This window comes from Gracilibacillus dipsosauri (assembly GCF_003176895.1).
Taxonomy (GTDB): Bacteria; Bacillota; Bacilli; order Bacillales; family Amphibacillaceae; genus Gracilibacillus; species Gracilibacillus dipsosauri.
In genome coordinates this window covers 541602-564723 of the sequence record NZ_QGTD01000005.1, presented here as the reverse complement: position 1 = coordinate 564723, position 23122 = coordinate 541602, and the positions used below count along the sequence as shown (strand labels likewise).

Genomic DNA, 23122 nt, shown 5'->3' with positions numbered 1-23122 from the left:
GCCTAAGTACCGAAAATAAAAATAATGAGTCTCATTTGGCACTTAAACCCCGCCTAAGTACCAAAAATAAAAATAATGAGTCTCATTTGGCACTTAAACCCCGGCCCTAAGCGCCAAAATGAACTCTCATGCCCTTCATTACGCACTTATTCTTATCTCAGCTAATTTATGTTATCATATGTCATAAAAGGAGGTATACCTAATGATTGCAAAACCTAGAAAAAAACCTAATGAATTAATCGCTTACGAGTATTTGTCTAAACGCAAGCCACTAACCGAAGAAGAGAAAAAACGGTACCGAAGTTTAGCGAAAGGTTTTGAGGGGGAGGTGATGTTTGATACATACTTGGATAAGCTAAAGGGAGAGCATATCATCTTAAAAGACTTATTCCTACACCATAGTAAATATTGTCAAATCGATACTATTTTATTGAAAAACGGAAAGATCTTCTTGTTTGAGATAAAAAACTTCCAAGGGGAATATTATTGGCATGATGATAAATTATGGCTGGTAAACGATGTGGAAATCGATAATCCGATAGCGCAGCGTGATCGAGCGCATTCCGTACTCCGACGCTTACTTCAGTCATTAAACATAAATCTTCCCTTACTATCCTATGTCATATTTGTAAACCCCGAGTGTTCCATCTTTCAAGCTCCACTTGATAAACAATTGATCTTACCAACACAAATCAACCGCTTTATCATGCATTTTCCAGCCACTGCTAAAATCACCTCCCAGGAAAAACAAGCTTCCGAAAAACTTCTAACAAATCACATCGAGCATCCTCCATTTAACCCATTTCCAACCTATCCATATGAAGAATTACAGAAAGGGATTCCTTGTGATCAGTGTGGTGAAATGAATACACATCCAAAAAAACAAAGCATCGAATGTCGATTATGTAATTATATCGAAAAAGGTAGTGATGCGATTATAAGAGTTTGTAAGGAGCATCAATTTCTCTTCCCTGAACGAAAAATAACTTCATCGGCTATTTATCATTGGTGTGGTAAATTGGTATCCAAGAGACGGATTTTTCGAATATTAGAACAGTATTATGACAAGAGAGGAGAGCATCGCTGGATCTATTTTGAAAAATAAAGAAGGGTCTCAGGGAGACACCTTCTATTAATCTACCACCTTTTTAAATTCCTCCGTTAGTAAAGGTACGACCTCAAACAGGTCTCCGACAATGCCATAATCAGCAATTTGGAAGATTGGGGCTTCCGGATCTTTGTTAATGGCAACAATAATCTTCGACTGACTCATTCCAGCGACGTGTTGTATCGCACCACTAATCCCGCAGGCAATGTAGACCTCTGGTGTAACAACTTTGCCGGTTTGCCCAATTTGCAAGGAATAGTCACAATAATCAGCATCACAAGCCCCCCTTGAGGCACCGACTGCTCCACCGAGGACATCGGCTAGCTCTTCTAAAGGCTTAAAGCCCTCCGCACTTTTCACTCCGCGCCCGCCTGAGACAACAATTTTAGCTTCTGATAAATCGACTTTTCCAGATGTTTTTCGGACGACGTCTTTGATCACTGTTCGTAAAGATGCTGGCTTAGCGTATTCGATCTGTTCCATTTCCGCTTTTTCTCCCCTTAAATCAGCTGCTGAAATATTATTTGGTCGAATGGTGACCACCCAAGGAGAGCTTTGGAAAACCTTTTTCTCAAAGGCTTTTCCCGCATAGATTGGCCGGGTGAACACCACATGATCGTCGAGGTTCTCGATGCTAGTTACATCTGAAATTTGTCCGGCATCAAGCCTTGCTGAAATTTTCGGAGCGAGATCACGGCCGATCGCTGTATGTCCAAAAATGATACCGTCTGGATTCGAGATATCGATCACTTGTTTTAATGCATTCGAATAGGCTTCTGGATTGTACTGCTCTAAATCTGGGTGGTCGATCACGTATATTTTTTCACAGGCCACATAGGAAAGTGATTCTATTGAGTCTTCTACTTGATGCCCAATCAAGGCAATATGGAGCTTATCGTTATTTGTTGAGGACAATCTTGCTGCCTGCATTGCTTCATAGGTGACCTGACGCAATGCTCCATCGAGGTGTTCCGCAACGACTAGAATGGTTTTACTCATAGGAATGCCTCCTTATTATAATAGTTTTGTCTCATGACGCAGTTTTTCCACAATCTCTTTCACCTGCTCAGCCGTATCGCCCTTTAGAATTTGCCCTGCTTCTTTCTGGGGAGGGAGAGAAAGTGCTATTCTCTCTGTTTTTGGAGCTAGCTCGGTTTCGTCTATATCAAGATCATCCAAAGTTAATTGCTTAAAAGGTTTCCTCTTCGCTTTCATAATGCCGGGGAGGCTAGGGTAACGTGGTTCATTTAACCCTTGCTGTGCAGTGAAAACAGCAGGAAGTGTTACTTCCACTTGTTCGAGGTCACCTTCTGCATCCCGATCTGCTATCGCTTTGTCATCACGAATATCGAGCTTCGTAATCGAGCCGACATGTGGGATGTCTAAGAGCTGTGCTAATCGAATGGCGACTTGACCAGCGCCATTATCAACGGAAAAATAACCCCCTAGAATCAAATCAACCTTTTGGCTGCCTAAGTAGGAAGCTAATACCTTGGATACAGTATTTTCGTCTGAGCAAATTCTTTCATCCGCTATTAATATGGCTTCATCGGCTCCCATTGCCAAAGCTGTACGGAGGGATTCTGATGTCCGCTCAGGACCTACCGCAATAACAAAAACGTTCCCTCCAAGCTCCTCTCTTTTTTGAATCGCTTCTTCCACGGCGTATTCATCATATGGATTGATGACATATTGCACACCGTCTTCGGTAACTTGACCATCTTCTATGATAATTTTTTCCTCGGTGTCAAAGGTTTGTTTCAGGATCACATAAATATCCATTCATCATTCTCCTTTCCAACACAAATGGTTAGCATTTTCTTCTAAACAGGTTCATATCCATATTTGTATGAGAGCCTTTACATTTTCATGTGTGTTTCTTGCAATGAAAAAATGGTCCAAAAACTCCATGTATCAGGAAGGGAGCGATTATTGTGGCTTGGCAATGGATGCAATTTCTAGCATTTCTTTTCGTAACTGGTTACGGCTTGTATTTGTTTGGAAAAGTCGTCTATCATCGCTACATTTATATGAAGCTAGGAAAGCAGGTGGAAATAGAAAAAAAGCTAGATGAACGCTTAAAGACGCTCGTCTTGCAAGTATTTGGTCAAACGAAATTGTTAAAGGACAAAAAAAGCGGGATCATGCATGTGATTATTTTCTATGGGTTTATCATTCTACAGTTTGGTGCCTTGGATATCATTGTGAAAGGTCTAGGGGCTGATAGACTTCCGGTTCCAGGCTATCACGTCTTTAACCTCTTTCAGGAAATGACGGTTTTTCTCATTTTTCTTGCCGTTGGCTATGCTGCCTATCGCCGTTATGGGGAGAAGCTATCGCGGTTAAAAAGAGGAAAGAAGCCTAGTATCGTGATTTATTTCATTTTTTCCTTAATGTTATCTATTTTACTCACACTAGGGTTGGAGCGGGTGATTCATGATCTGGCCTTTTCTTGGTATGCTCCGATTTCCTCGGTGATTGCAGCAGGATTCATGTCACTGAATGAGATCACTGCAATTATTCTCTATTACACGTTTTGGTGGGCACATTTGTTGATTTTACTCGCGTTTTTAGTGTATGTTCCGCAGTCGAAGCATTTTCATCTGATGGTTGCTCCGATTAATATTTTTTTCAGGCGAACAGAGCCAGTTGGCCAATTGAGAAGCCTTGACTTGGAGGATGAAAATGCCGAATCGTTTGGTGTGGGAAAAATAGAAGATTTCACCCAGCAGCAAATGCTCGACTTCTATTCCTGTGTGGAATGTGGGCGCTGTACGGATGCGTGTCCTGCTTCTAATACGGGCAAGGTTCTTTCCCCAATGCACCTTATTGCAAAAATGCGAGACCACCTTACAGAAAAGGGTGCAGCCATTACCTCAAAGTCTCCTTGGGTACCAAAGCTTTCCTATGGAATACACAGTGTCCAAGAGGTGGATGGAGTACAGGCCGAGTGGGGAAAAGGAACAACGATTCAACCGACGATGACGCTCCAAGAGCAGATGTGGTCGACAACAGATAGGAAGGTAGAGGAGCTAAATCTTGTTGGTGATGTGATGACAGAGGAGGAGATTTGGGCATGTACGACCTGTCGGAATTGTGAGGATCAATGTCCAGTCGGCAATGAACATGTGGATAAAATCGTGGACTTGCGGAGACATTTGCTTCTTATGGAAGGCCGGGTTCCTCATGAAGGCCAGCGTGCGATGCAAAACATTGAACGCCAAGGGAATCCATGGGGAATTAATCGAAAAGACCGGGCGAAGTGGACCGAAGATATTGAGGGGATTCCGGTGCCGACAGTAAAGGAAAACCCTGATTTTGATGTGCTTTACTTTGTCGGTTCGATGGGATCTTACGATAATCGTAGCCGCAAAGTGTCTAAAGCATTGGTAAGATTGCTACATGAAGCAGGTGTCAACTTTGCGATTCTCGGAAATGAGGAGAAAAACTCTGGAGATACGCCAAGAAGAATGGGTAATGAATTACTTTTCCAAGAGCTGTGCATGGAAAATATCGCGACATTGCAGAAATACAAGGTGAAAAAAATCGTGACTGCCTGTCCGCATACATTTAATACACTGAAAAATGAATACCCTGAGTTTGGCTTAGAAGGGGTGGAGATCCTTCATCATACCGAGCTTCTCGATCAGCTAGTGAAAGAGGGCCGGTTAACACCAATGTATGAATTGAACGAACGGATTACGTATCATGATTCCTGCTATCTCGGGCGCTACAACAATGTGTATGAACAGCCTCGAAATATTCTCCGTTCGATTAAAGGAGTGGAGTTAGTGGAGATGGCTCGTAGCCGGGAGAATGGCATGTGCTGTGGCGCTGGAGGCGGGATGATGTGGATGGAGGAAACGGCCGGAAAGCGGGTGAATATCGCTCGTACGGAGCAGGCGCTCGACGTGAATCCAACGGTGATTAGTAGTGCATGTCCGTATTGCCTAACCATGCTTGATGATGGCACGAAGGCAATGGAGGTAGAGGAGCAGGTGGAGGCAAAGGATATTGCCGAAATCTTAGCGCAAGCTGTCTTTGGCGAGTCTAGCAAACTTACAGGATGATCTAGAACAGGAGGGTAATCGTATGGAAAGACAAATTCGACGTGCAGCTGTAATCGGTTCGGGTGTTATGGGAGCGAGTATTGCCGCCCACCTAGCAAACGTGGGGATCCCTTGTCTCTTGCTCGATATCGTTCCTAGTCAATTGACAGGGGAGGAAAAAAGAAAAGGACTGACTCTAGATAGTAATGAAGTCCGAAATCGTTTAGCGGTAAATGCAATAAAAAAACTGAAAAAAAATAAGCCAGCCCCGCTGTATGATGAGGATTTGGCATCACTTATAACTCCTGGCAATATCGAGGATGATCTGGAGCGAATAAAGGAAGTCGATTGGGTGGTGGAAGTGATTGTTGAAAATCTTTCCATCAAGAAGCAGCTGTTTGAGCGTGTGGAAAAAGTGTGGGAAAAGGGGATAATTGTTAGCTCCAACACATCGGGCATTTCCATCAATGCAATGGTCGACGGGCGTAGTACGGAATTTAAACAGCATTTTCTAGGCACACATTTTTTTAATCCACCTCGTTATATGAAGCTATTAGAAATTATTCCAGGTGATGAGACACTAACAGAAATCGTTGATGTGATGCGTCCATTTTGTGAGAATAAGCTCGGCAAAGGTGTCGTGATCGCAAAGGATACCCCGAACTTTATCGCTAACCGAATCGGAGCATACAGTATGCATGTCACCCTAAATGAAATGCTAGCAAAGGGTTATACGATTGAGGAGATCGATGCATGTACTGGACCGGCAATCGGGCGTCCGAAAAGTGCGACATTTCGAACATTAGACATAGTAGGACTCGATACGTTTGTGCATATTGCTAACAATATGTATGAAAAAGTAAGCGATGAAGCAGAGAAAAAGGTGTTTAAGGTCCCGGAAATTTTACAGCAGATGGTTGATAAAGGTTGGATTGGTGAAAAGGCAGAGCAGGGCTTTTATAAAAAGGTGAAGAACGAAAAAGGGAAGAAGATTCTCTCTCTTAATGTTCAAACAATGGAATATGAACCACAAAAGAAAATAGCCGGGGCATCCTTGGAAGCTGCCAAAATGGCAAAAGGAGCGAAGCAGAAGCTTAGAGCGCTCTTTAGTACAGAGGATCGTTACGCGGAACTAGCCTGGAATACGCTAAAAGAAGTCCTCCTTTATTCTGCCGAAAAGGTAGGAGAAATTGCCGATTCGATCGTGGAAATTGATGAAGCAATGAAATGGGGCTTTAATTGGGAGCTTGGTCCATTTGAGACATGGGATGCAATTGGATTGGAAAAATCGGTCCATCGGATGGAAAAAGAAGGATCAAGTGTTCCGCAATGGGTGAAAGATTGGATTGAGGCAGGGAATACATCCTTTTACAAAAGGAAGGAAGGTACGACATATTTCGTTTCAAATGATGCTTACAAACAGCTAGAGCCAAACCCTAAAGTGATCTCCCTACGTACACTAAAAGAGCAGAACAAGGTAATAAAAGCGAATAGCGGAGCAAGTCTGATCGATCTGGAAGATGGAATCGCATGTCTTGAATTTCATTCCCCCAACAATGCGATCGGTGCAGATATTTTAATGATGATTGAAGAAAGCATCAAGGAAGTCCGTAGCAATTACGATGGGCTCGTTATTGCCAATCAAGGAAGGAATTTTTGTGTCGGTGCCAACTTAATGATGCTCTTAATGGAAGCACAGGACGAAGAGTGGGACGAAGTCGAGCATATTATCCGCTTGTTCCAGAATACGATGTATCACTTAAAGCGGTTTGAAAAGCCGGTTATTGCAGCCCCACATCGTATGACTTTAGGTGGAGGAGTGGAGGTTTGTCTGCCTGCCGATCGGGTTGTTGCTTCAGCCGAAACTTACTACGGATTAGTCGAAGCTGGTGTTGGCTTAATTCCAGCAGGCGGAGGGTGTAAGGAGCTGATCTCTCGTCTTAGCCTCACTGTTACGAATCCAGAGGTGGATTTACAACCATATGTCAATAAAATTTTTGAAACGCTCGGTATGGCAAAGGTATCAACAAGTGCTCTCGATGCGAAAAAGCTAGGCTATTTGCGTGAGCAGGATACTGTTGTTGTCCATCAGGATCATCTTCTATTCGAAGCAAAGCAAGCTGCCCTAAGATTGGTTCAAGAGGACAATGCCACGAAGCCAGAAGAGGATATTCGTGTCGTCGGTAGTGAAGGGAAGGCATTGATGCAGCTAGGTGCTTATCAAATGAAACTGGCAGGTTATATCAGTGACCATGACCAGTTAATTGCCAATAAATTGGCCCACGTATTAGCGGGAGGGGATGTTCCTGCAGGGACGCGAGTGAGTGAACAATATATGCTTGATCTCGAGCGGGAAGCCTTTTTAAGCTTGTGCGGGGAGCCGAAAACTAGGCAGCGCATGCAGTATATGTTAAGTAAAGGGAAGCCATTACGTAATTAATTTTAGAAATGAGGTGAACCTTGTGAGAGAAGCAGTGATTGTATCGATTGCACGTACACCGGTAGGAAAGGCAAAGAAAGGCGGATTTGCCCAAACACGGATAGAGGATTTAGGAAGTACGGTTTTAAATGCGGTCATCAAGCGGGCCAACGGATTAAAAAAAGAGGATGTGGAGGATATCATTATTGGCTGTGCCATGCCAGAAGGAGAACAGGGCTTAAATGTGGCAAGAATTATTTCCCTATACGCTGGTTTTCCGGCATCCACTCCAGCGATGACGATTAATCGTTTTTGTTCGTCCGGCTTGCAGTCGATTGCGTTTGCAGCAGAGCGTGTCATGCTTGGTCATGCTGATGTGGTGATCGGTGGAGGAGTAGAAAGTATGAGTCATGTCCCGATGTCAGGGTTTAAGATGTCCCCACATCCACAGATCGTTGAGGAAATGCCAGAAATCTATATGGGGATGGGTTTTACGGCAGAAGAAGTGGCAGAAAGATATCAAGTATCCCGAAAGGATCAGGATCACTTTGCCGTAGAAAGCCACCAGAAAGCAGCTGCAGCTGTGAAGGATGGGAAGTTTAAGGAAGAAATTGTCCCAGTCCACACAGTCCATAAGGGTGTCGATGAAAACGGCAAGCGCTGGGAAAAGCAATGCATTGTCGATACAGACGAAGGCATTCGATCAGATACAAGTGTTGACATACTAGCAGGGCTGAAGCCTGCATTCAAGCAGGGAGGGTCTGTAACAGCCGGAAATTCGTCGCAAATGAGTGATGGTGCAGCAGCGTGTGTGTTGATGAGTAAAGAGAAGGCCGAAGCACTTGGTTTAAAGCCTTTAGCAACGTTCCGCTCTTTTGCTGTCGCTGGAGTGGAGCCTGAGATTATGGGCATTGGTCCCATCAAGGCGATTCCAAAAGCCCTCGATATGGCAAAGGTTAGTCAGGATGAGATCAAGCTTTTTGAAATAAACGAAGCATTTGCAGCACAATGCTTACCAGTCATTCGCGAATTGAATATCGATAAGGAGAAGGTCAATGTAAATGGGGGAGCGATTGCACTTGGCCACCCTCTCGGATGTACAGGAGCTAAGTTAACCTCAACCTTACTTTATGAGCTGAAGCGACAAGGCGGTGGGTATGGGGTCGTTTCAATGTGTATAGGCGGCGGTATGGGGGCAGCTGGTGTGTTTGAAGTGCACCCAGATTGATACTCGCCGAATCTAAGCACCATGATAGAAAGGGGAACGAAAATGATGGGTGAAAAAATAATAGGTGGAAGCTTTATCATTAACGATGTCGATTATAACTCGGTGATCACACCGGAGGATTTTACCGAAGAGCAGCGAATGATTGGCGAAACAACAAAGGATTTTATCGAAGGCGAGATTTTGCCACAGGATGAAGCGATTGAAAGCTTAAATTATGATCTCACCGTCAAGCTCCTACAAAAAGCTGGAGAATTGGGGCTTCTTAGTGCAGATGTGCCAGAACAATATGAAGGCCTTGGTTTAGACAAAATAAGCTCGACACTAATTAGTGAGCGATTATCAAAGGCATCATCGTTTGGTCTATCCCTTGGTGCACATGTCGGGATTGGTACATTGCCGATCGTTTATTTTGGCACAGAGGAGCAAAAGAAAAAATACCTGCCCCTCTTAGCGAGTGGGGAAAAAATTGCCGCCTATTGCCTAACAGAGCCATCCTCTGGTTCGGACGCGCTTGGTGCCAAAACAACCGCCACATTATCGGAGGATGGGAAGCACTATATTTTAAATGGGACAAAGCAGTTTATTACGAACGCGGCTTTTGCTGATATTTTCATTGTTTATGCGAAAGTAAATGGAACAGATTTTAGTACATTTATTGTGGAGAGAACGATGGAAGGAGTTAGTATCGGATCAGAAGAAGAGAAAATGGGGATCAAAGGCTCTTCCACCTGCCCCCTAATTTTAGAAGAGGTGAAGGTTCCCGCAGAAAATCTGTTGTGGGAGGTTGGAAAAGGTCATCTCATTGCCTTTAATATATTGAACATTGGTCGATTTAAGCTTGCCGCTGGTTGTCTCGGTTCGTCTAAGGATACGATTGAGGAAGCATCAGCCTACGCGAATGAAAGGGTTCAGTTCAAGCAACCGATCTCATCCTTTTCTCTTATTCGAAGAAAAATAGCGGAAATGAATACAAAGGCATATGTTTTGGATAGTATGGTCTATCGGACTGCTGGATTAATAGATTCGAGTATGAAAGCGATTGATTTCAGCAGGTCTGATGCAGGAGTGGCGTCTGCCAAAGCGATTGCTGAATATGCGCTAGAATGCTCGATCAATAAAGTATTTGGTTCAGAGACGTTAGATTTTATTGCCGATGAGGGAGTTCAAATTCACGGTGGCTATGGATTTATCAAGGAATATAAAATCGAGCGCATCTATCGTGATTCACGCATCAATCGAATTTTTGAGGGAACGAATGAAATTAACCGTTTGCTCATACCAGGGACACTGATTAAGCGAGCAATGAAGGACGAACTCCCACTTATGCAAAAAGCACAACAGCTACAAGAAGAGCTGCTTACCTTTATGCCACAACGGACGTTTACAGGGCTCTTGGAGCAAGAAGAGTACCTCATTAAGATGGCGAAAAAAATATTCCTCATGATTGGCGGTCTAGCCGTACAAAAATACCAGCAAAAGCTAGATTCAGAACAAGAAATCCTCAGTCACTTAGCTGACATCATGATCCAAGTGTATGCAGCGGAAAGTGCGTTTCTTAGAACGAAAAAGCGAGTTGCCAAAGAGGGCGAAGAGAAAGCGGCTAATGCCATCGCAATGACGCAAGTATTTGTCCACGAATCGTTTGAAACGATCGAAGCGCTCGCCAAGGATTCGTTAGCTCAGGTGGAGTCTGGAGATAGGCTAAGTACACAGCTATCTGTCTTAAAAAAGCTAGCGCGCAGAACACCGATCAATACGATAGAACGGAAAAGGCAAATTGCAGCACGTGTCATTGCAGCTGAGAAGTATGTCGTTTAAAGGACCATAGCCAAAAAGGAGAGTTGGATATGTCTGAAAAAGTATGGTTAGAGTACTACCCCGAAGAAGTCGCACCGTCATACGAATATCCAAAGCAAAATTTGGCTCAATTTATGATAGACACAGCAAAAAAGTTCCCGCAACAAACCGCAATTTTTTTCTATGGAAAAAAGATCACTTATGAGCAGCTATTAAAAGAAACCTATCAATTCGCAAATAGCTTAAAAAAGTTAGGGCTCGAAAAGGGCGATCGGGTAGCAATTATGCTCCCGAATTGTCCTGCATCCATTATCGCATACTACGGAGCATTAATGATTGGTGCGATCGTCGTTCAAACCAATCCTCTTTATACAGAAAGAGAGCTGGAGCATCAATTGAATGATGCTGGTGTGAAAGTCGTTATTGCCTTGGATCATTTGTTTAAGCGTGTCCAAAACGTATTGCCGAAAGTAGAAGTAGAGCATACGATTTTTACTTCCATGAAGGACTACTTGCCCTTTCCTAAAAATATCCTGTACCCAATCAAGGCCAAAAAAGACGGTTTATCAATGGAGGTCAGCTATGATCAGCATACCCATTCGTTTAAGAAACTCCTATCTAATGCGCCAGCTAAGCCGATCAATGTCCTCATAGATGTGGAAGAAGATTTGGCATTGCTTCAGTACACAGGAGGGACAACTGGCGTTTCCAAAGGTGTCATGCTTACTCACTATAATCTTGTCGCCAATACGTTGCAGACGAGAGCTTGGGTATATCGGAGTGAGGAGAAGAGAGAACGATACTTGGCGATGCTCCCCTTTTTTCACGTATTTGGAATGACTACACTCATGAACCTTTCTATAAAATTAGGTGGCATGCTTATTCTTCTCCCTAAGTTTGATGTAAACATGGCGCTCAAGCTAATTGACAAAATGAAGCCGACTACCTTTCCAGGAGCACCAACGATGTATCTATCATTAATCCATCATCCAAAAATAAAGAACTATGATTTATCGTCCATCAATGTATGTATTAGTGGTGCGGCCCCATTACCGGGTGAGGTCCAGGAAAGATTCGAAGAGATAACAGGTGGTAAGTTGATTGAAGGTTACGGATTAACCGAAGCCTCACCAGTCACCCATGCGAATAACATATGGGAAAAACGGAAGCTCGGCTCGATTGGGATCCCTTTTCCAGATACAATCGCAAAGGTAGTCGAGCCGGAAACAGGAAAAGAACTTGAAAACGGAGAAGTAGGGGAGCTGATCATTCAAGGACCACAAGTGATGAAAGGCTACTGGAAGCGACCGGAGGAAACGAGTAATACCTTAAAAGACGGCTGGCTTTATACAGGTGATATGGCCAAAATGGATGATCAAGGCTTCTTTTACATTGTCGATCGAAAAAAAGATCTCATCATCGCCGGTGGATTCAATATTTACCCTCGAGAAATTGAGGAGGTCTTGTTTGAACATCCAGCGATAATGGATGCAGCCGCAGTCGGAGTTCCGGATGAATACCGAGGCGAAACAGTGAAGGCTTACATTGTCTTGAAAAAAGGAGCGACCACAGACGAAAAGGAGCTGGAGAAGTTTTGCCGAGAAAGGCTTGCCGCCTACAAAATACCACGAATATACGAATTCCGAGATAGCCTTCCAAAATCATTAGTAGGAAAAACCTTACGCCGCCTGCTGGAAGAAGAATAATTATTGTAAGCGAATACAATGACGAATAAGAACCAAAACTAGAAAGCGAACAAGTAAAAATGGTACTTAAAACCGATTTAAGTACCAGAATTGCAACCCAAGATCATAAATTTGGTACTTAAAACCAATTTAAGTACCAAAAATGTAACCAAAGATTATAAAGTTGGTACTTATATAGCAAATTTTGGAGGTCAAAACCCCACTCTTATCAAAAAGTGAAAACGTTCTTAGACAACCTGCCTTCGCCATAAATTAGTTACGAAGGGAGAGATTCTTTTGAGGCAAATAGATTGGACCTTGATATTGTTTGTTAGCTCTACCTTATTGCATGAATATTGGTTGTTATCGGGTCTACCTCGTATTTACTTCTGGGATGGGAAAAGACAATTGAATGAGGGGGATGAGGATAGAAAAATTGCCTAATTCGACTTACAGCTTTTTAGCGATAGGTCGACGATATGAACTGCACGTACAGATTCGTTTACTCCTTCTCTCTTGATACTAAGCTTCTTTTGTAGTAAATAATCAGGATTTGCGGTCACAACAGTAGTTAACTTGTGTAGCTTTCGTGTGTTTCATTTTCGAATCTAATATTTTCATAGACATTTCTGTTTCAACTATATTATAGATACCCGCAGAGCCACAACAACCACTAGCGTACTCCATTTCGCAAAATTCAATATTATTAATCGATCACATGTTTTCAACATATTACGTAGTGACAAGAATCTTGATGGGTGATAATATGTTCTGGCAGTCGCCATTATTTCAAGTTGTTCTTTAAGAGTATGGTCGTTTAAAATTAAAGTGACAATCCTTCCGTTTGCAAAAAAACATTGACATTTCGACAATATATTGTAATAATATTTGAGATAAGTTCATACGGTTACCTTTAATTCAGTCCTGTGAGACTGGCAAGGTGGAATAGATTCAAAGTCTGTGAAGTTCATAACCATAGCTAATCTGGTAGTCTATGGTTGTATCAATCCGCAAACACCTTGCTTTTTTTAGCAAGGTGTTTTTGTCTATTAAGCGGTAACTGTTTGAACCCTATATTTACTTCAAGGGGGAAAATAAAGTGGCAAAATATGATGAAATACAAGTTGACGAGCGTGTACCTTTTTTGCAGAGCTTACCATTAGGTCTTCAGCATTTATTTGCGATGTTCGGATCGACGGTTTTGGTTCCTGTACTGTTCGGTGTTAACCCTGCGACCATCTTATTGATGAATGGTGTCGGGACATTGCTCTATATTTTTATTACGAAAGGAAAGATTCCAGCTTATTTAGGCTCTAGCTTTGCCTTCATTTCACCGGTGCTTGTCGTTTTAGGTCACTATTCGGGGATGGAGGGTTATAGTTATGCACTAGGTGGGTTCCTATTTGTCGGTATTATTTTATGCGTTGTTGCTCTTATCATCAAAATCGCCGGAACTGCTTGGATCGATGTCCTTTTCCCACCTGCAGCTATGGGAGCTATCGTTGCTGTTATTGGTCTTGAGCTTGTGCCGACTGCAGCAGAAATGGCAGGATGGATTGCGCCAGCAGATGCAGGGGCTTCATGGGCGATTGATCCTAAAGCGGCTATTGTATCATTCCTAACCTTGCTGATTACCATTATTTGTTGGGTAACCTTACGAGGATTTCTGAAAATTATTCCTATCTTGATTGGTATTATTGCAGGATATGTTATCGCTGCTATTTTTGGCTTAGTTGATTTAACAACTGTAAAGGAAGCTGCATGGATATCCATGCCAGAATTTTACCAAATAAAATTTGACTGGTCCCAAATCTTGATTATAATTCCTGCGGCAATTGTCCTTATTCCTGAGCATATTGGGCATTTATTTGTAACAGGGAATATTGTCAAAAAGGATTTGGCAAAGGAACCGGGCTTAGATCGTTCATTAGCGGGGAATGGGATTTCCACCATTATTTCTAGTCTTGTCGGTGCAACACCTAACACAACCTATGGAGAAAATATCGGGGTTTTAGCAATTACGAGAGTTTACTCCACGTGGATCATTGGTATGGCAGCTGTTATCGCTATTATATTATCTTTCTGTGGAAAATTAGCTGCACTGATCACATCGATTCCAACGCCTGTAATGGGTGGGATTTCACTATTATTGTTCGGTATAATCGCATCAAGTGGTATCCGCATGCTTGTGGAAGCGAAAATTGATTATAGCCGCTCACAGAATTTGATATTAACCTGTGTGGTGCTCGTCATTGGAATTAGTGGTGCTGCCATTAATATCGGGGATGTTTCCTTAACAGGTATGGGCTTAGCCACCATCATTGCCATTATTCTGAGCCTTTTCTTTAAAGTGCTTGATCAATTAAAACTGTCCAATGAATAATGTTAATAGCATGAGAAAAAGGATCTTAGGCTAAGATCCTTTTTCTATTTAGTAAATCAAAGGCATACACCACACCTACAGTAAAGAGGAGAAGAACTTAATCCTCCCCAATTTTTTTATCCTGAGTTTTTGGTAATCGCCCAGCTTTTTTGGCAGATTCTCGTAACAAAAATTCCACATGACTGTTTACACTACGAAATTCATCTTTGGCCCAACTGTGCAATATTTCATAGAGTTTAGGGTCTATTCGCAATGGGAAATGTTTTTTCTTCGTCATAGAAACCCTCTTTTTTAACAAATTTTATTGATATAGTGTGCCGGTATTAATGACAGGCTGTGCTCCATGGTCTGCTACGATCGAAACAAGTAAATTGTTAATCATGGCGACACGACGCTCCTCATCAAGGTCTACAATATTTTCTTTTTCCAATTGCTCGATGGCATCCTGTACCATTCCTACTGCTCCTTCAACGATTTTCCGTCTTGCTGCAATGATGGCATCTGCTTGCTGACGTTGTAACATAGCCTGAGCAATTTCAGTCGAATAAGCAAGGTGGGTTAACCTTGTTTCGATAATTTCTACACCAGCAACTTCTAAACGATCCTGTAAGTCGGAAGCTAGTTCGCCGGACACCTCTTCGGCATTTCCTCTTAAGGTTAATTCCACGTTTTCAAAAGTGTCATAAGGGTATTTCGTTGCAACGGCACGAATGGCTGTTTCACTTTGAATTTCCACAAACTGCTCATAGCGGTCCACTTCAAATACTGCTTTTGCGGAATCTGTTACTTTAAAAACGATAACCGCAGCAATTTCAATCGGGTTCCCATTCACATCATTTACTTTTAATTTTTTACTATTAAAATTTCGAACGCGAAGGGAAACAACTCGTCTTGCAGTGAACGGTATCGTAATTACTACACCTTCCTGTCGAATACTACCCATGTATTTTCCTAAAAACGTAACAACCACTGATTGGTTAGGTTGGACTAACGTAATACCACTTCCAAGTAGGATGGCGATGAGAAGAGCTATGACTCCAACAACGAATTGTTCTTGAAAAAAGGTAAAAGCGGTTAAACCTAAGAGTAAAACTATAAGGAGAATACCTAGATAACCATTTATTGTCCATGCTTTTCGCTCCTGCAACATAATGAATATAACCACCTTTGTATGAAATATTTTTATATTATAATGATATCACTTATGTATATAAATGTAAATAATTATTAATATTTTCGGTCCTATATTAGAAAATGCAATACAATTGAGTCTGTGGACATTGATATTGCTTTAATGATACAAAGTATTACCTTTTGATAAAAAGAAGCCTGTGAAAAAGGATTTTTTGTTCATTATTCAAAATCTTAGCTCTATTCATTTGGAAAACTTCAAAAAATGAATAGGATCACATAATGTGAGCGTTTATAAAACTCTTGTTCTAGGATACAAAAGTATTGTTAGTTCAGGCCATAAAGTAATATAATCACTCAAAAACTCAACATTCTGGATCGTAATGCAATAACCTTTAAGATCACCGAATTCTATCTCCTAAACATGCAGTTATCCTAAGAAATGTATCTTCAGATAATATTTCACGCCTAATAGTGGAATACTTATGTAAATGAAGATAGTAGATTGTTTAGGAGGATTTCGATGAATCAACTAAATAAAGCAAGTAGAATAAGCCCCTTTGAAATAAAAGAAAAACTTATTGAGCTTGCCAAAGGAAAAAAGAGGATAACTAGGACGATGCTTGATGCGGGTCGCGGTAATCCCAATTGGATTGCCGCCTCCCCAAGAGAAGCATTTTTTGCGCTTGGACAATTTGCGGTCTCTGAATCAAGACGAGTATGGGATGAAGGTGACTTAGCTGGCATGCCAAATCGTAATGGAATAGCAGAACGCTTCCAAAATTATGCGAAAGAAAATCCGCACATTCCAGGAATGCAGCTGCTAAAGGAAATCATTGATTACGGAATCAACAGAAAACAGTTTGAAAGAGATACCTGGGTCTATGAATTAGTAGATGGAATCATCGGGGATAACTATCCTAATCCTGGTCGGATGCTTGTTCGAACGGAAAAAGTAGTGCATGACTTTTTATCGAAGGAGCTATATGATCAGGAAAATACGTTTGATTTATTTGCAGTCGAAGGGGCCACGGCAGCGATGTGCTATATTTTTGAAACATTATATAAAAATCACCTACTTCCTAAGGGGTCCAAAATCGCGGTGATGGTTCCGATCTTTCCACCATACATAGAGATTCCAGAACTCCCGAATAATGCTTTTGAGCTCGTTAAAATTATGGCAACCGAAATAGATGAGGAGGGGAACCATACATGGCAATACCCTGCAGAGGAAATAGAAAAGTTAAAGGATAAGGAAATCAAGGCACTATTTCTAACCAATCCGAGCAATCCACCATCTGTCTCGATAAAAAAAGAAACCATAGATCAAATTGCACAAATTGTACAGCATGACAATCCTAATTTAATGATCATTTCTGATGACGTGTACGGAACCTTTGTAGAAGGCTTTCGCTCGATTATGGTGGATTTACCTTTTCATACGATTGGCGTGTATTCCTTTTCCAAATATTTTGGTGTGACAGGCTGGCGCTTAGGAACCATTGCTATAAGTGAGAATAATGTTTTTGATAAGTTATTGGAGGAATTACCTGAAAAAAAGAAAGAGGATTTAAATAGAAGGTATGCTTCTCTTACCCGAACTCCAGAACATACGAAGTTTATCGATCGAATCGTAGCAGACAGTAGAGATGTCGCCATGAATCACACCGCTGGACTATCGACACCACAGCAAGTACAAATGGCCTTACTTTCCATATTTGCCATGCTTGATACCAATAATGAGTATAAACAAAAAACCAACGACATTTTAGATCGAAGGATGCTTCGTTTATATGAAGGTCTAGGATTGTCGAAGAAGCATTTACCAAATAATGCAGACTATTATACAGAAATCGATCTGGAAATCTGGTGCAATCATTATTATGAAAAAGGCTTTACAGAATATCTTTTAGAAAATTATCAACCAGAAGATATTTTATACCGATTAGCCGAGAAATCATCGATTGTCCTATTAAGCGGTCAAGGATTTTTAGCACCAGAATGGTCGATTCGTGTATCACTTGCTAATCTTAATGATGAAGCCTATTCCCGTATAGGACAAGAATTAAAAGAAGTGATGGAGGAATATGTAATGGAATGGAAAGAGGGAAAAGGGTAGCTTATGTCCAATCCCCTGACTATTTTCCCAAGAAAATACACAAACTACCACCAGTGAGGTGGTTTTTTGGTACAGGGAGCTATTAATCAAAATACAAAACTAACAAAAGAATGGCTGCAAAATTATGTGGATGATTGGGTGACTTTTTACAGGAAACATACGAAGGAAGGGGAAGTCGCTTCCTACATACCACTTTTAGCGCAAGCTGATAAAAGACACTTAGGCATTTCCATCACGGGCATTAACGGGATGACCATAGAGTCTGGCAATGTTCAGATACCCTTTACGATACAAAGCATTTCCAAAGTGTTCACCTTTATTATTGCATGTATGGAAAGAGGCATTTCTTATGTACTGGATCGTGTCGATGTAGAGCCTACAGGTGCCGCTTTTAATTCCATTATGCACCTAGAAATGAAACAGCTCAAAAAGCCATTTAATCCATTTGTAAATGCTGGCGCTATAACAGTAACGTCACTATTAAACGGAAAAACATCGGATGAGAAACTAGTGCCCCTATTTCAGCTGTTAGAAAATATCCTAGGCTACCGTCCCAGATTAAACATGGATGTATTTGCATCTGAAAAAGAATCCTCGATGCGAAATCGAGCCATCGGCTACTATCTCGTCGAAATTGGCTCATTGGAATCAGACCTAGAGCTAACATTGGAAACCTACTTCAAGCAATGTTCGATCGAAATTTCCCTAAAGGATTTGGCCCGTATTGGGATGATATTAGCAAATGATGGCGAGGATCCAAAAACGGAGAAAAAAATTATTCCAAGACAAGTTGCCCGTTTAGCAAAGGCCTTGATGCTGACTTGCGGCATGTATAATGCCTCAGGAAAATTCGCTGCATATGTCGGAATCCCAGCAAAAAGTGGGGTGTCTGGTAGTATTATTGCAGTTTCACCACCAAGAGCTAGAAATGAGGAGCTCCCTTTTCTAGAAGGTTGCGGAATTGGGGTGTATGGTCCTGCGCTTGATGAGCAAGGCAATAGTATTGCAGGGATTAGGCTTCTTCGACATATCGCGAAGCAATGGGATTTGAGTATATTTTAGAGAGAGGGGTGTATTGTTGCCCTTCACTCACCATCAGTGGTCAAATCAATTTGGATAAGAAGTCGTTTATTAGTATTACAAAACCTCTACTCAATACTATGGCAAATACCTAAAAATAAATAATTGTCTTAGTTAATTTAATATGTGGGTGTAACCTAATTCGTGAAGAACTATTCCAATAATGGAAAAGGTTATCCCTATGTAAAAAGCCCAAGGATTTTGACCTCTGCTTTTATCCAACGTTCCAAATGTTAATATGCCAAATAACAATGCAATTATGGGAACAAATAAAAGTTGAGGACCAAAAAGAAATCCAACACCACCCAAAATTAAAGTCGGTAATCCAAACATATTTTCTGAAGGTAGTTTACTCAACTCTTCTTTTTCTTCTACAGTTAAGTCATCATTATTTGAAAAAAATCTCTCAATAGAATTGTAAATTTCTAATTGTTTAGGTTTCATATATATAAACCATTTTACCAACCATAGTGCACAAAGGGATACGAAACAATTGAATAGGAACACATCTAATATCGATCTATTTACTTCTGAAATGAATGGAGAGAAGAAAGTCCCAATTACCACGCTTATAATAATTACAAATATAAATTTCATTTTTTAAAATTTAAATCGAAGAAATATGCTAATAATGAATACGAATATTGGCCCCAATAAATCCTCTAATACCACTATAAACACCCCCTTATACATAAATTGAAAATGTTAACATTTTATACATTTATTGTATCATATGGTTTTCCTTTTTAAAAAAAGATCTTGCATTAACAGATTTATAGGTAGGACTCACAAAAATCGTAGAATGGCTAAAGCGTGTTAGGTGTAGGCGTGTCATGATTGCTATTATTAGATTCAATTTTTACACCAAGTTCTTGATAATCTTTTGGAAAAGAGTATTGACGAGCATTATTTATTGCTCTCTATATAAATCTTTCATATCATCCAAGCACTTGGTAAACTTTTGCACCAACTCTTTCGGGTAAATAATACGGACTTTATTTCCAAAACGAAGAATTTGAATGATCGCTTTATCCATGGTGTAATATTTTTTCTTAACAATGAACGTCCCATTTGGATTAACCACTATTTCATCTTTTTGAAAGTTATCTAATACCTGTGCTCTCATCTCTCGGTTAAATTGGAAGCAGACGGTAAATGGCTCTATGCTGTTTCCAGATATTCCATCTTCTTTTTCATATATATCTTCCATTGTATACGGACGTCTCGTAAAATAGCGATTTGTAGGATGAATATTCAAGATCCGTGCTAGCTTAAAGATTCTGAGTTCTTTTCGTAGTAAACAATATGCCCACAAGTACCAGTGGTAGTCTTTTAAAAAAATCCCCATGGATTCTATCTCTCGCTCTGTTTCTTTTCCTTGATGATCCACATAGCGAATTTTAATTACATTACTATTTTGAATGGATTTGTATATTGTTTGAATATGTTGCGAACGATGATTCGAATGAGAAAGTTGTATTTGGATATTTTTATCTTGGGTGGGATCGGAGTCGATTAATTGATTAATTTTCGAAACCAATTCATTTATATCTTCGAAACCAGTAGCCTTTTCCATACTTTCTAACGCCCACCGTATAGAGAGTAATTCCTCTAGCGATAGATACTTTTTATCCCATTTGAACTGATCCGTTAATTCATAACCGCCTTCTTGACCAGGAAGCGATACGATCGGAATCCCTGCACGTTGAAGAGAATCAATATCTCTATATATCGTTCTCTCTGATACTTCGAAGTACCTCGATAAGTTCACCGCCTTCATTCTTTTCCTGTAAATCAGTAACACAATGATTCCTAATAAACGTTCGATTTTCAAGGTAAGTCCTCCTGTATATCATTTCTTAGATATTGTGCAGTTAGCGAGTTGCTCCTTGTTACTAAATCATGTGGAGTACCTACAAACATAATGTCTCCTCCATTTTTACCACCATCAGGTCCAAGGTCGATAATCCAATCCGCTTGTTTCATGATATCTAAATTGTGTTCAATCACTATGATGGTGCTGCCATTATCCACTAAACGATTTAGAATGGATAATAAATGGCTAATATCGAACATGTGAAGACCAGTTGTCGGCTCGTCCAAAACATAAATGTTGCCAGATTGGTGTAGCTCGCCAGCTAATTTCATTCTTTGACACTCACCACCCGATAAGGTGTTTAATGGCTGACCTAAAGTCATATAGTCTAATCCTACCTCTGAAAATGCTCTTAAGGTGGAAAGCACTTCTTCCTCCTGAAAAAAGGAAAGTGCCTCAAACACTGTCATGTCTAATACATCTGAAATGGATTTTCCGTCTAATTTATACTGAAGTACTTCGTCTTTAAACCGTTTTCCATTACATATTTTACAAGTTGTTCTCATACTTTCCAGAAAAGCAAGGTCTGTATGAATAAATCCATTCCCTTGGCATTCTGGGCAGGCCCCCTCTGAATTAAAACTAAAAAGGGACTTACTTACTTTATTAGCAGAGGCAAACGAATTTCGAATGATATCCATTATGCCCGTATAAGTCGCAGGGGTAGACCGAATCGAGGTACCCACTGACTTTTGGTCGATTACAATCGCATTTGGATACTGTGCTAAAAATTCGTCTAAAATCAGTGTGCTTTTCCCCGAACCAGCTACGCCAGTAATAACAGTAAGAACACCACAAGGAATACGAGCAGTAACATTCTTTAGATTGTTTTTGGATGCTTTAACGATGGAAAGATACTCCTTAAATGGACGGACTTCCTTTTTTAATAATTGTTTAGTTCTTAAATATCTTCCAGTCAATGTATCTGCTTCCAATAATCCTGTTAGATTTCCTTCATAGACAATTTCACCACCATTTGTACCTGCACCTGGTCCTACGTCCACTATATGATCAGCAATACGGATAACATCCTTGTCATGTTCAACCACTATAACCGTGTTTCCTTTGTCTCTAATTTTTTGGAGCATTCTATTAAGGCGGTGTACGTCGCGGGGATGCAATCCGATACTCGGTTCATCAAAAATATACATCATATCTGTTAAACTACTATTAAGATGTCTTATCATTTTTACACGTTGTGATTCTCCCCCAGACAAGGTGGATGTTTCTCGGTTTAAGGTAAGATAATAAAGTCCCATGTCAATGAGATGCTGTAATCGACTTGAAATGTTCGATAGGATAGGTTTAGCTATTGGATCTTTTATTGTTTTGATTACTTTTATTAATTCTCCGATTTCCATAGCAGTGAATTGAGCGATGTTATAGCCATCTATTTTGCAATTTAATACCTCTTGACTTAAACGAGCTCCATTGCATGTGGTGCAAGGTGTTATGGTAATGAATCTCTTAACATTATGCGATAATTGACGGATGTCTTTTTTTAAGTACATCCGTTTAAATCTGTCTATAACGCCTTCATAATATTTGGTGGGTTCGTCTTTTAAGGGTAATATAATTTTCTCATCTTTTCCATGTAGTAACATTTGCCATTCTGCATCCGTGTAATCCATTAACTTTTTATTCGGATTGAATAGGCCTGAGTTTAAATGCTTCTGCCAGTACCATGTTCCTACGGAAAACGTGGAAAACAAAATCGCTCCTTCGTTAAGGGATTTTGTATGATCGAATAGTTTCTCTATATCTGGTTCAACCTTTCGTCCAATTCCCTGGCAGTTTGGACACATCCCTTTCGGATTGTTAAAAGAAAAAACATCGGATTCACCAATAAAGGGCTCTCCCACTCGAGAAAATAATAATCGCAATAATGAGTAAATATCTGTGATTGTACCAAGCGTTGAACGTACATTTCCTCCTAATCGTCTTTGATCAATCACCACGGCAGGGGATAGGTTCTCAATGGATAATGTATTTACTGGACTATAGGTTGGTAATCGATTTTGAATATATGTCGTAAATGTCTGATTTAACTGACGCTGAGCTTCCTTACTTATTGTGTCGAATACAATAGAAGATTTTCCAGATCCGGAAACGCCTGTAAACACAGTGATCTTCTTTTTTGGAATAGTGAGTGTTATATTTTTTAAGTTATTTTCCTTCAAGCCGACAAGTTTAACATAATGATTCTCAACCATTATTACCACTCCTGTAAGGTTAGCATAATATCAT

At 40.6% G+C, this 23122-nt stretch carries 17 protein-coding genes and 1 pseudogene; 10 read left to right on the top strand and 8 right to left on the bottom strand.

Annotated features, from left to right (window positions below):
- Positions 1-202 precede the first annotated feature (202 nt).
- Positions 203-1105 (top strand): nuclease-related domain-containing protein, encoded by a 903-nt coding sequence (locus tag DLJ74_RS06605; RefSeq protein WP_109983838.1) that lies wholly within the window; start codon positions 203-205, stop codon positions 1103-1105.
- A gap of 27 nt (positions 1106-1132) precedes the next feature.
- Here the strand turns inward: DLJ74_RS06605 and DLJ74_RS06600 are convergent, their stop codons facing one another.
- The gene (locus DLJ74_RS06600; RefSeq protein ID WP_109983837.1) at positions 1133-2107 is read right to left on the bottom strand and encodes an electron transfer flavoprotein subunit alpha/FixB family protein; all 975 of its coding nucleotides are present in this window, start codon (positions 2105-2107) and stop codon (positions 1133-1135) included.
- Between the two features lie 15 nt (positions 2108-2122).
- Positions 2123-2890 (bottom strand): electron transfer flavoprotein subunit beta/FixA family protein, encoded by a 768-nt coding sequence (locus tag DLJ74_RS06595; RefSeq protein WP_109983836.1) that lies wholly within the window; start codon positions 2888-2890, stop codon positions 2123-2125.
- A gap of 167 nt (positions 2891-3057) precedes the next feature.
- On the opposite strand from DLJ74_RS06595, the gene DLJ74_RS06590 reads away from it, so the two are divergent.
- From DLJ74_RS06590 to DLJ74_RS20385, 6 genes are all read left to right on the top strand, one after another.
- On the top strand, positions 3058-5178 hold the full coding sequence (locus DLJ74_RS06590; protein WP_109983873.1) for a (Fe-S)-binding protein: 2121 nt from the start codon (positions 3058-3060) through the stop codon (positions 5176-5178).
- A gap of 22 nt (positions 5179-5200) precedes the next feature.
- Positions 5201-7597 carry a 3-hydroxyacyl-CoA dehydrogenase/enoyl-CoA hydratase family protein gene (locus DLJ74_RS06585; protein WP_109983835.1) on the top strand — a complete coding sequence of 799 codons (2397 nt, stop codon included), beginning with the start codon at positions 5201-5203 and terminating at the stop codon, positions 7595-7597.
- Positions 7598-7619: 22 nt separating this feature from the next.
- Entirely contained in the window at positions 7620-8804 is a 1185-nt protein-coding gene (locus DLJ74_RS06580; RefSeq protein ID WP_109983834.1) for an acetyl-CoA C-acyltransferase, read from the top strand.
- 45 nt (positions 8805-8849) lie between these two features.
- Complete coding sequence (locus tag DLJ74_RS06575; protein ID WP_181397445.1) at positions 8850-10622, top strand: acyl-CoA dehydrogenase family protein; 1773 nt, start codon at positions 8850-8852, stop codon at positions 10620-10622.
- Positions 10623-10651: 29 nt separating this feature from the next.
- Positions 10652-12307, top strand: coding sequence for a long-chain-fatty-acid--CoA ligase (locus DLJ74_RS06570; RefSeq protein WP_181397444.1), 1656 nt, complete (start codon positions 10652-10654; stop codon positions 12305-12307).
- A 276-nt stretch (positions 12308-12583) separates the two neighbouring features.
- Complete coding sequence (locus DLJ74_RS20385) at positions 12584-12730, top strand: hypothetical protein (RefSeq protein WP_181397443.1); 147 nt, start codon at positions 12584-12586, stop codon at positions 12728-12730.
- Here DLJ74_RS20385 and DLJ74_RS06565 read toward each other — a convergent pair.
- Positions 12727-13000: pseudogene (locus DLJ74_RS06565) on the bottom strand (heterodisulfide reductase-related iron-sulfur binding cluster); the annotation flags it as partial. The gene DLJ74_RS20385 and the pseudogene DLJ74_RS06565 overlap by 4 nt on opposite strands.
- Positions 13001-13385: 385 nt before the next feature.
- On the opposite strand from DLJ74_RS06565, the gene uraA reads away from it, so the two are divergent.
- Positions 13386-14669 carry a uracil permease gene (gene uraA / locus DLJ74_RS06560; RefSeq protein ID WP_109983831.1) on the top strand — a complete coding sequence of 428 codons (1284 nt, stop codon included), beginning with the start codon at positions 13386-13388 and terminating at the stop codon, positions 14667-14669.
- A 97-nt stretch (positions 14670-14766) separates the two neighbouring features.
- Here the strand turns inward: uraA and DLJ74_RS06555 are convergent, their stop codons facing one another.
- Together DLJ74_RS06555 and DLJ74_RS06550 are read right to left on the bottom strand one after the other, a co-directional pair.
- Positions 14767-14946, bottom strand: a complete 180-nt coding sequence (locus tag DLJ74_RS06555) for a type II toxin-antitoxin system antitoxin (protein WP_054860969.1) — start codon at positions 14944-14946, stop codon at positions 14767-14769.
- A 24-nt stretch (positions 14947-14970) separates the two neighbouring features.
- On the bottom strand, positions 14971-15816 hold the full coding sequence (locus tag DLJ74_RS06550; protein WP_219987218.1) for an SPFH domain-containing protein: 846 nt from the start codon (positions 15814-15816) through the stop codon (positions 14971-14973).
- A 507-nt stretch (positions 15817-16323) separates the two neighbouring features.
- Here DLJ74_RS06550 and aspD point away from each other — a divergent pair.
- Positions 16324-17919: an aspartate 4-decarboxylase gene (gene aspD / locus DLJ74_RS06545; RefSeq protein WP_109983830.1), complete on the top strand. Its 1596-nt coding sequence runs from the start codon at positions 16324-16326 to the stop codon at positions 17917-17919.
- A gap of 66 nt (positions 17920-17985) precedes the next feature.
- The gene (locus tag DLJ74_RS06540; RefSeq protein ID WP_109983829.1) at positions 17986-18981 is read left to right on the top strand and encodes a glutaminase; all 996 of its coding nucleotides are present in this window, start codon (positions 17986-17988) and stop codon (positions 18979-18981) included.
- Between the two features lie 132 nt (positions 18982-19113).
- On the opposite strand, the gene DLJ74_RS06535 is transcribed toward DLJ74_RS06540, so the two are convergent.
- The 3 genes from DLJ74_RS06535 to DLJ74_RS06525 all read right to left on the bottom strand — a co-directional run bounded on the left by DLJ74_RS06535 (position 19114) and on the right by DLJ74_RS06525 (position 23088).
- A complete protein-coding gene (locus DLJ74_RS06535) occupies positions 19114-19443 on the bottom strand; it encodes a hypothetical protein (protein WP_054860972.1) in 330 nt (109 codons plus the stop codon).
- 466 nt (positions 19444-19909) lie between these two features.
- Positions 19910-20833: a helix-turn-helix transcriptional regulator gene (locus DLJ74_RS06530; protein WP_109983828.1), complete on the bottom strand. Its 924-nt coding sequence runs from the start codon at positions 20831-20833 to the stop codon at positions 19910-19912.
- Complete coding sequence (locus DLJ74_RS06525) at positions 20830-23088, bottom strand: ATP-binding cassette domain-containing protein (RefSeq protein ID WP_109983827.1); 2259 nt, start codon at positions 23086-23088, stop codon at positions 20830-20832. Before DLJ74_RS06525 ends, DLJ74_RS06530 begins: the two co-directional genes overlap by 4 nt.
- Positions 23089-23122: the final 34 nt, after the last annotated feature.